Origin of the sequence: Xenorhabdus sp. NBAII XenSa04 (assembly GCF_963866145.1) — a bacterium.
In the GTDB taxonomy this organism is placed as follows: Bacteria; Pseudomonadota; Gammaproteobacteria; order Enterobacterales; family Enterobacteriaceae; genus Xenorhabdus; species Xenorhabdus indica.
Genome location: NZ_CAWMEB010000205.1, coordinates 1 through 4,830, shown reverse-complemented (window position 1 = coordinate 4,830; position 4,830 = coordinate 1). Strand labels below are relative to the sequence as shown.

The window sequence follows — 4,830 nt, the reverse complement described above, 5'->3', positions numbered from 1 at the left end:
ACAGTTTCTCCGCCTGCTCATAGGCTTCACTGGAAGGCTCGCCATAACCATGAGCCACCACGTAATCGTGGAATACTTCATGATCAAAAGCCTTGCCATCTGCTTCTGTTTACCTCCCATAGGGAGAGTAGCCCCAGAATTTGTATTATTTGCAGAGTTTCTAGATTTACCTTTACCCAATCCCCTTTCAATAATGAATAATAAATATTTTTTAAAACAATTAATTACCTAGTGATGTTTAATGCTTCAGCAATATCTGTCTAGGCTACTTGAATGTAGCCTTTCATAGTCCAGATCAGTAAGAAATCTATCGGTACTCTTGCTTGTTAATGATTCAATCTGTTGGCGATTCAGAGTAGGGCTGCTTAGTTCATAATGAAATACCTCTCAATGATAAACTTGAAATTGTTTACTCATAGTTTACTGTGCATTAATGCTCAATAGGTATATGGTTCCTAGTTATTAAAAGCTCTTATAGCTTTCTAAGAGCTTTAAATCTTTTATACACACATGAGATTGCCCAGTAACTTTCCGTGATATATTGCATTTCTGTGACATGATATAGAATTGAACTAATCTGACGTTTACGCCGAGGCAATTTTCATATTATATTTTCTGATTAATTGTTTGGAGAATAATATGAAAATTGCTTTTCTTCTTTATTCTGCCGTAACCCAGCTTGATTTTGCAGGTCCCGCGCAAATTCTAGCGAGCCTTGAAGATGCTTCATTGCATTTTGTTGCTAAAAAAACCTATTGCCACAGATGCAGGATTTTCAATCTTGCCAACAGACTCCTTTGACGATATCCAGTCTGCCGATATTTTATGTGTTCCCGGTGGCTTAAGTAGCATTGATGTTTTTGCGCTTCTATCTGCCATTCAAGGTGAAGATTACACCAAACTGATACAACTTGAATATGAATACGATCCTGTAATTCCTTTAGGTGGCGGCATACCTGAAACTGCCGATACGCATATATTGATATAGGCAAATAATAACTTTGAATATATGTTATCAAACTACCACAATCGTGTTGTTAAGCTTGCAGAAAGCTTTGGATTTCAGTAAAAGTTTCAAAAAAATAATAAGATATCAATAATCTATTTTATTGACAGATCTCGAATAGTCCGAGACATTCACATTTGGTTGCGTGAGAGCCATCAGGTAAGAATTCTTCGGGCTACTCGACCAAATTAAGAGTGAGGTTAAATATAATGAAGTAACGCCTCGCCCGATAGGGCCGAGAGCAGTCATATGGTTACATTACAAATTTTCATCACTATGACTAAGCTCTGCTTCTAATTCTTCGATACTTGGTAAGCTAGATTTCAAGTCTTCCGGTAACATACGGGTTAGTTCGTAATCTGAAACCCCAATGGGTTTTTGAATCCCGCGCAAGGAATATTCGGCCAATATCCTATCTTTGGTCTGACACAGAATTAAGCCAATAGTGGGTTGGTCAGTAGGGTGCTTCAGCTTTTCATCGACCACAGAACAGTAAAAATTCATCTTACCAGCATGTTCAGGTTTGAATTCTCCTCGTTTTAACTCTATTACAACGAAAGCTCTCAACGTAAGATGATAAAAAAGCAGGTCAATATAATAATCTTGCCCACTTACAGTAATAGGATATTGTCGCCCTACAAAAGCAAACCCTTCGCCGAGTTCAAGCAGGAACTTTTCAAGGTGTTTAAGTAACTCTGTTTCCAGTTCGCGCTCTTTGAAAGGTTCTGATAAGGTCAGAAAATCAAAAATATAGGGGTCTTTCAGAGTTTGTTGTACTAATTCAGATTGAGAAACAGGTAATCGATTATTGAAGTTACTAACAACCGCCCCCTGCCGTGCATAAGCATTGTTTTTGATCATCTGAAGTAAAGATTCACGGCTCCAACCTTGTATCAAAACTTGTTCAGCGTACCAGAATCTCTCAGTGTGATCTTTTATCTTCTCAATCAGTAAAATGTTATGCCCCCAAGGCAATTGTGCCACAACTTGTGGCACAATTGCTCCATTAGCGGCCGTTTCTACTTCTGATGACAAGGAATATTCTCGGTAAAAACGTAACATACGCTTCAGATTTCGTTCTGAAAACCCTTTGATTTCTGGCAATTCATTAATAATATCTCGTGCCAGCTTCGGGATAATCCCTGCACCCCACCCCTGCTGCTTTTGGCGTTCATGGAGAATACGACCAATATCCCAGTACATCTGAATCAGTTCAGTATTCACGGCTTGAGCAGCTTTAATCTGACCTCTACGAATCCGCTCTTTTACATCAGTAAGTAGTGAAGTGTAAATCTGTAGTTCAAATGTCATGATTGGCTTCTTTTTTTAATTAATATAAATAACGTATTACCCCTATCCATGTCATGTGCTACCAGTCATGCTATGGAATCTACAAAACGAGTAACAACGAATGGTTATTTTTTCTCGTTATTATATTCAGCAAAAATTTCTTGCATGGATTGCTCAATGCGTAATTGCAATTTTTTATCAAGGCGAGCAAATTCATAACTGAGCGTTCTATTTTTAGAATTCTCCTTACGACGAGCATAAATACGTTTGTCTTCAAAGACGCTCAGAGGTGTTATCACTTCCGCTTTTTCTATAGGTTGTGGCTTACGAGACAGTTTGACGCTCTTGAATATACGAATAACCGCGTCTTTCACTGCCTCTGAAGCATCCTCTTCTATCGGTGTTTCTATAATTTTTATTCGAATTTCTTCTAATATCTCATTGAGCGGGATTTTACGGCGATCAATATCTTCTGCCATTTCAAGCAAGAATTTGTAATCGGGTAATGTCAAATCGGAGACAACAGGGAAAAAAGCAATCATTTCATCCGGAACGGCCGCAGCTTGAAAAGCTCGGGTTACTTTCGCCGCGGAAACCCCCTCTGCTTTAGCTATTTCTTTGCGATTCATTCCGCTTTTTTCCATTAATTGGTAGCGCTTCCCAAGCTCACGTAGATTATGTTCTTTGGCTGTTTGGAGGTCAGCAGCAAGTTGTCTCGCATCTTTGATGCTAATTTCTTCACCCGCCACCAGTACATCAAGCCCGATGTTTTTTAGCAAACAGGCCGCCCGACGACGGGAGCCATCGAGTATTTCAATTTTTTCTCCGATTTTCCGACCAATTGCGGGGAAAAATTGCTGTAAGTGAATTGTTCTGAGAATATCCTGAAGTGATTCTTTCGTTAGTATACTTTGGTCACGGCCGTTAATTGTCGGATCAACAAATGTTTTATTTTTGATATGTTCAGCCTGAATATGCTGGCGAGTAAAAACCACCTTTCTTCCTGAACTCAAAGTAAATGTACGACTCTCAATCTCCTGATTTGAAATCATATTACTTAACGGAGAGTTGCCCATTGTTCTGCCAATTCGGTGGATAGATTTATTCACGGTTGATTCCTGATATATTCAATTCTGTCGAAAACTGCTCGAACGAAAATGTCTGCCTGATTTTTTGCGTTGCGCAGTGCTTCTGAGCTGCCAGGATAAGATGCTGGATTGGCACTGATAACGGTATCGAAAGATTCCCCACAGCGTTCGAAGCCATCCAGTCGTGGTAGAGCGGCATCCAACATTGAAGAGGTAAATACTTCTCGTGCATAACTTTGTGACGTCAAATGATCGTATTTATTCCCCATTTTTGACATAAAACCGATATTGCCACGCAAATGTAATTCAATACCTTCATTTTCAATACGCTCAATCATTTCTGGCAAACGAGTCAAATACTTCATTGTGGAATGAAAGTCGACCTGTGCCGGTGGCGTAGGAGTCAGCAATATATTACTAGCGGCAATCGCATTTAGCATGAACGCATCCAAGTGAGGTCCCGTGTCGATAAGAATAAAATCATAATCATGCGATAAACGGTCAATCACTGTTTTACGGAGGACTTCAGAAGGTGCCATTCCGGGCAGGTACTCTTGTACCAGCTGTATCCATTCGCTTGCGACAAATGCATCATCAATTGATGCTGGGATCACATCTACACCAGGCATCATTGTTGGTCTGATAAATTGTTTAATCAATTGTTCTCGGCTAACGTTGTTCAACATTGCCTGTGCGGCTGTTTCCAAAATAGAGCCAATGCTATTGTGGTGGCTGAGGAACATTGTGCTGGAAGCCTGCGGATCCATATCTATAACAAGAATACGCAGATCGTTATGAATTAAAGTCGGATGCGCACGTAACCCATGAGCAAGCGTAACTGTCGACACTGTTTTGGATACACCACCTTTTAGATTCACTACGAATATAGTAAAGGCTTCTTTCCATTTATCCCGATAGGTAGGAATTTGACGGTGCTTATAGATATCGATGACATTTTGAAGCGTTAATGCGTATTGCATTGTTGAACCGGTTTGCCGTTTCCCAAACACATATCCTTGTTTTTCCATTTCTGTGACAGCCACATCAACGGAACGCCGATTTAACATAGGCATTTTGGCCACAGTATTCTTTGTGAAGGCTTGATAATATTCTGTTTGATTAAATTCAATACGCTGTTGTTCTATATGATTACTCATCCCTTGGAGCATTTTTTCTGCTCGCCTTGCTGTTTCAAGGACTCCACCGTAATTTTTCTTCATACGTACAACCTTTTTTTTAAATTACATATTTTATAAAGTGTACTCAATTTTTTTGTTTTTTCTATAAAATAATGTACAGAATAAAAAATTATCGCATACGTCATGTTTTACTTCATCATTCAATATCCAAATCCAATCAAAGTAAGTAACTATATGATGTAATACACAACTAATAGGTTTGATATCTTCTACTTTTTTAGGATAAAAACGCGATGCTCGACTTTTA

General features: G+C 39.1%; 7 protein-coding genes. 3 read left to right on the top strand and 4 right to left on the bottom strand.

Going from position 1 to position 4,830, the window contains the following annotated elements:
• The 3 genes from AAC147_RS08415 to AAC147_RS08405 all read left to right on the top strand — a co-directional run.
• A partial coding sequence (locus tag AAC147_RS08415; protein WP_231571667.1) for a hypothetical protein occupies positions 1-232 on the top strand: 232 nt, incomplete at its 5' end.
• Between the two features lie 407 nt (positions 233-639).
• Positions 640-801, top strand: a complete 162-nt coding sequence (locus AAC147_RS08410; RefSeq protein WP_197056441.1) for a hypothetical protein — start codon at positions 640-642, stop codon at positions 799-801.
• Complete coding sequence (locus AAC147_RS08405) at positions 782-988, top strand: hypothetical protein (protein WP_156115459.1); 207 nt, start codon at positions 782-784, stop codon at positions 986-988. Before AAC147_RS08410 ends, AAC147_RS08405 begins: the two co-directional genes overlap by 20 nt.
• A gap of 276 nt (positions 989-1,264) precedes the next feature.
• Here AAC147_RS08405 and AAC147_RS08400 read toward each other — a convergent pair whose 3' ends face one another.
• From AAC147_RS08400 to AAC147_RS08385, 4 genes are all read right to left on the bottom strand, one after another.
• A complete protein-coding gene (locus tag AAC147_RS08400) occupies positions 1,265-2,317 on the bottom strand; it encodes a PDDEXK nuclease domain-containing protein (RefSeq protein WP_047686332.1) in 1,053 nt (350 codons plus the stop codon).
• A 104-nt stretch (positions 2,318-2,421) separates the two neighbouring features.
• Positions 2,422-3,405: a ParB/RepB/Spo0J family partition protein gene (locus AAC147_RS08395; protein ID WP_047686329.1), complete on the bottom strand. Its 984-nt coding sequence runs from the start codon at positions 3,403-3,405 to the stop codon at positions 2,422-2,424.
• Complete coding sequence (locus tag AAC147_RS08390; protein WP_047686326.1) at positions 3,402-4,604, bottom strand: AAA family ATPase; 1,203 nt, start codon at positions 4,602-4,604, stop codon at positions 3,402-3,404. The genes AAC147_RS08395 and AAC147_RS08390 overlap by 4 nt, the downstream gene beginning before the upstream one ends.
• 30 nt (positions 4,605-4,634) lie before the next feature.
• Positions 4,635-4,830 (bottom strand): hypothetical protein (locus tag AAC147_RS08385; RefSeq protein WP_047686324.1); only part of this gene is annotated, 196 nt, incomplete at its 5' end.